The organism is Rhizobacter sp., assembly GCF_031412495.1.
Lineage (GTDB): Bacteria > Pseudomonadota > Gammaproteobacteria > Burkholderiales > Burkholderiaceae_C > Schlegelella_A.
In genome coordinates this window covers 1-4,548 of the sequence record NZ_JANODC010000407.1, presented here as the reverse complement: position 1 = coordinate 4,548, position 4,548 = coordinate 1, and the positions used below count along the sequence as shown (strand labels likewise).

At 72.7% G+C, this 4,548-nt stretch carries 4 protein-coding genes; 1 reads left to right on the top strand and 3 read right to left on the bottom strand.

All coding sequences use genetic code 11. From position 1 onward, the window contains the following. Positions 1 to 1,274: ExeA family protein (locus tag AC30N0_RS15090; RefSeq protein WP_489518723.1), on the bottom strand; the 1,274-nt coding region annotated here is incomplete at its 3' end. A gap of 320 nt (positions 1,275 to 1,594) precedes the next feature. Between AC30N0_RS15090 and AC30N0_RS15085 the strand changes: the two genes are divergently transcribed. Then, entirely contained in the window at positions 1,595 to 1,945 is a 351-nt protein-coding gene (locus AC30N0_RS15085; RefSeq protein ID WP_489518722.1) for a hypothetical protein, read from the top strand. Between the two features lie 57 nt (positions 1,946 to 2,002). On the opposite strand, the gene AC30N0_RS15080 is transcribed toward AC30N0_RS15085, so the two are convergent. Both AC30N0_RS15080 and AC30N0_RS15075 read right to left on the bottom strand, forming a co-directional pair. Then, entirely contained in the window at positions 2,003 to 4,090 is a 2,088-nt protein-coding gene (locus AC30N0_RS15080) for a hybrid sensor histidine kinase/response regulator (RefSeq protein ID WP_489518721.1), read from the bottom strand. A 185-nt stretch (positions 4,091 to 4,275) separates the two neighbouring features. Beyond that, a partial coding sequence (locus tag AC30N0_RS15075) for a hypothetical protein (protein WP_489518720.1) occupies positions 4,276 to 4,548 on the bottom strand: 273 nt, incomplete at its 5' end.

Genomic DNA, 4,548 nt, shown 5'->3' with positions numbered 1-4,548 from the left:
CCACGCTTCGGACGCGTCGCGGCCGTCGGCGCCGGCACGGCCTCCCAGCCGTTCGACTCCGCCACTGCTGTCCCGGACGGCACCGGTGCCGCCGAGGTCACGGGGAGCATGGGCACGGCCTCTGGCAGCGGTCGATCGGGTGCTGGGACGGCGCCCGGCGTGGCAGACGGCGCCTGTGCGACCGTGGCCGCCGGCGCGGGGGAGAGGAGCGGCGTGGCGACTCGAGTCGCCACGGCCAGCGAGGACAGGCGCCGCTCGTCGACCAGACCCATGTACTCGTGGATCAGGCCGGCGACGATCGCCGCGACGAGGAAGAGCGCGAAGCCGACGACCCTTGCACGCGAGCTCCGCGTGGCCGCGCCGGCGCTGACCCGCCTCGCCACCTCGCGCCCGTCCGGCCCGTGCGCCGTGTGGGCTTGCGGTCGACTTCCTTCTCCGGGAGCGCCACCCTCGGTCAGCCCGCTCCCGTGCGCCCGCGTGGCCTCCTCCACGAGCGCCAGCGAGACGCGGCCCAGGCGCCGCTCCTTCGTGACGGCCAGCAAGCGGTCGCACAACGGGTCGAGCAACCCCGGCACGCCGCGCGCGGCGTCATGGAGGCGCTGGTGCACGTCGGCGGAGCAGGCAGGCGGCTGGTCGGGCCGGGCCCGACGAAAGCGATGCTCGACGTAGGCGCGCGTCTCGTCGGCGCTCAGCGGCCCGACGTCGCAGAAGAGGAAGACCGGCTCGGTCCGGGCGCCGAGGAGGGCGGCACGCTGAAGGCTGGAGCGGAGCTCCGGGCGTCCCGCGAGAACGACCTGCAGCGGCGCGTCGCGCATCGAGCGCAGGCTCGCCAGCCCGGCCAGCTCCTTGATGGACGCCGGCAGCAGATGCTGCGCGTCGTCGACGACGAGGAGCGCCCGACGCCCGCTCGCCGTGAGCGTCGCCAGGAAGGCCTCCAGCCCGGCGCGCAACTCGTCGACGGAATGCCCCTGCAGCGGCGCGCGGAACGCCTTCACGACCGCCGACAGCAGCGTCTCCACCTCGGAACGCGTCGCCGCAAGCAGCGCCGGCACGATGTTGTCGGGGCCGAGGTCACGCAACAGCTTTCTGACCAGCACCGACTTGCCGGTACCGGGCTCGCCCGTCAACACGATGAAGCTGTCGCCGTGGCGCACCGCGTGCTGCACGTACGCCAGGGCCCGGCCGTTGCCGCGACCCAGGAGGTAGTCCTCGGCGCCCAGGTCATGCCCAGGCTCGGATGGGTGCCCACGCAGGCGATAGTGCTGTTGGTCCATCCGTGTCCGCGGTCCGCGTGCAAGTGTCCCTCGCGCGTTCCGCTGCGTCGCGATACCCCTACCCCTCATTCATGGGGAGCACTCTCACGCTCGCGCACGAGGTTCGAGCTGGTCCGACGCGGACATGCCGCCCGCCAACTGAAGAGGTCTTCCGCGACACCCGGTGCGGAGCCGAACCGGGGCCCACCGCAAGGAACTAGGCCACGTTTCACCCCCGCCCGGAGATGCGGACGCCTCGGGCGTGAACCCTGTCGCTAACTCTCGGGTCGCTCGGGAAGGCCCGCTGCCTACGATGGCGGATGGGCAAAAGAATGTCGGAGATGACGCTTCGTGACATCGAGGCGGCACTCGCCAAGCCGGTTCCCGGACCACGCTCCGGACGCGACCGTCACGCCTATCTGGAGGCGGTGCCGACGCCCTCGTCGATCCGGCGTCGCCTGCGCGCGAGGCAGGTCCACCTCATGCGGCAGGCCGGCCAGTCGTGCACCGAGATCGGCGCTGCCCTCGGCGTCTCGGCCTCCCGCGCACGCGCCATCGCGGCCGAGGGCGAGCTGCACGCACTCGAGGAGGCCAACGGCGCGGACCCGCTCCGGATTGCCTACTGGCAGCGCTGGCTCAGCGAGGAGGGACTGGCCGAGGCCGAGTGGGAGCATCGCCAGGGCCGGCAGTGACGGTGCGGCTCGGCCCCCCGAGATCACCTCCTCCCGCCGTCTAGACGGGGCGCCGGGTCAGCCGGCGCGCTGCCGCATCAAGGCGTCGGCCAGCATCTCCTCCGAGCAGGGCTTGGGCACGATGTGGAAGCCGCGGCCCGAGATCGTCTCGATCTGCTCCGCGTAGCCGGTCATGACGATGATCTCCACACCCGGGTGGTGGCGGCGCACGTGCTCGGCGAGCGCGAGCCCGTCCATGCCGCCCGGCATCACCACGTCGGTAAGCAGCACGTCCGGGAGCGCCGACGCGCCATCCAGCCAATCCCGCGCAGCCAGGCCATCGACCAGTCGGTTCACCCTGCAGCCCATCGCCTCGAGCACCGAGCAGAGGGCCGCGGCGACGTCGTCGTTGTCCTCGACGAGCAGGATGTCGCGTTCGATGCGGCGCCGCGCCGGCGCCGGCGTCCGCGCCTTGGACGATGCGGATTCGACCGTCGGCGGGAAGAACAGGCGCACCGTCGTGCCCACGCCGGGCTCGCTCTCGATCGTGGCCAGGCCGCCGGCGCGCTGGCAGAGGCCGTAGATCTGGCTCAGGCCGAGGCCGGTGCCCTGGCCGACCGGCTTGGTGGTGAAGAAGGGCTCGAACACCTTGCCGAGGACGGCGGCATCGATGCCCGAGCCGCTGTCGGTCGCCTCGACCACGACCATCGGGCCGTTCAGCGTCGGCGGCAGGACCTCAGCGTTGGCGGCGTGCAGGCGGAACCTGCCGCCCTTGGGCATCGCGTCGCGCGCGTTGATCGCCAGGTTGACGACGGCCAGCTCGAACTCGGCCGAGTCGACGAGGATCGGGCGGGTGGAGTCGGCGACGCTGATCGTCAGCTCGACCTGGCTGCCGAGCACCGGCCCGAGCAGGCCGGACAGGTGCGGCATGCGCTCGCGCAGGTCCATGTACTCGGGAACGAGCGCCTGCCGCCGCGAGAAGGCGAGGAGCTGCCGCGTGAGCTGCGTCGCCGAGCCGACGGCCCGGCCCATGGCACTGACCTGCGGCCCCTCGGCGAGCTCCGGGTGCTTGCGACGGAGCAGGTGCAGGTTGCTGCTGATGACCATCAGGGCATTGTTGAAGTCGTGCGCCACGCCGCCGGTCAGGCGGCCCAGCGCTTCCAGCTTCTGCGCCTGCAGCAACGCCTCCTCGACCTGCTGGCGGGCGCTCGTTTCCTCGCCCAGCCGCTGCGCCGAGTGCAGGGCGTCGGTCGTGCGACGCAGCGCCAGCCGCGCGGCGAAGAACAGGCCGAGCATCGGCGGCAGCCCGAACGCGGCGAGCCAGGCCATCTCCTCGAGCCAGCGCTGCCGGATCTCGGCCACCGCCATGCCGGTGCCGAGGTAGATCGGGTAGTCGCCGACCTTGGTGAACGCGAGCAGGCGCTGGTTGCCGTCGACCGACGAGATGCCTCGCGCCGTGCCGTGCGTCTGCCCCATGGCGATCCGGCTCATCACCGGGCTCGACGCGGCCAGCCGGGGCGGCGCGTTGGGCAGCGGCGGCCAGCGCGACAGGATGATGCCGTCCTCGCGCAGCATCGTCACGGCCAGGCCCGGCTCGTCGGCGACAAGGTCGCCGTGGAACTTGTGGAAGTACGTGGGCAGCAGCCCGACCGACACGACGCCGGCAAAGCTGCCGTCGGCGGCCCGGCGGGCCCGGCTCATGTCGAAGAACGCGGTCTTGGTCACCGGCCCGGTCAGCAGCTCGGACAGGTACAGGCCGCCGCGTCCGCCGGCATGCCACTGGAAGCTGGCACGCTGGGTGACGTCGAGGTCCGGCGGCGCGGGATGGGCGCGGTCGGTCGCCACGGGCCGCCCGTCCGGGCCGAAGATCCAGATCGACTGCACCTGCGGCTTGCTCGCGGACATCGCCTTCAGCTGCTCGTGCAGTGCCTTCTCGCGCCCGCGCAGCACGGGTGCGTCGTCGCCGCCGATGGCGTCCGACACTCGCTCGATGAGCGTCAGGTTGGTGTCGAGGACCTTGAGCGCGTGTTCCTCGGCGATGCGCAGGGAGCGATCGAGGCGGACCTCGGTCTCGGCGCGCAGCTGGGCGTAGCGGAGCAAGCCCACCGCGGCATACACGAGCAGCGGCACGGCGATGCACAGCAGGGCCAGGATGCGCAGGGACATGAACGGGGCTGGGCGCGCCCCCGCGCCGAGCGGGACCGCGCTACCCAGCTTCGATGTGTCCGACAAGCCCGACTCCCGTGATGGCCCGCTGCCCCGGGCGCGGCGCGTATTCTGATGGAGGTCGAGCCGGCCCTCCGTCCCGGAAGTACTGCGCCCGCGCCACCGCCCTCGCTTCGGGGTCCGGCTCAGCGTCCGCGCGAAGGCCGGGTTGAAGATCGCCCCGAGTCGCGCTTCCAGCCACTCGGCCGGGTCGTTGCTGGCGTGGGCGCGTCCCCGCACCGCGCCGAGGAGGCGGCCGAGCAGCACGCCGAGGGCGAGGCGGGCCAGCACGAGGGCGCCAGGAAAGCCAGCGGTGCCGTCCGGGCGCCGGCGCCGAGCCCCTTCGTCCCGAGCAGTGCGACGCCGTGCGGGTAGGCCGCGAAGGCGAAGAGCAGGCTGGCGGCGAGGGCGAGCAGGTC

Coding starts and splice junctions, on each gene's coding strand:
- AC30N0_RS15085 (WP_489518722.1), top strand. CDS start 1,595: ATGACGCTTCGTGACATCGAGGCGGCACTCGCCAAGCCGGTTCCCGGA.
- AC30N0_RS15080 (WP_489518721.1), bottom strand. CDS start 4,090: ATGTCCCTGCGCATCCTGGCCCTGCTGTGCATCGCCGTGCCGCTGCTC.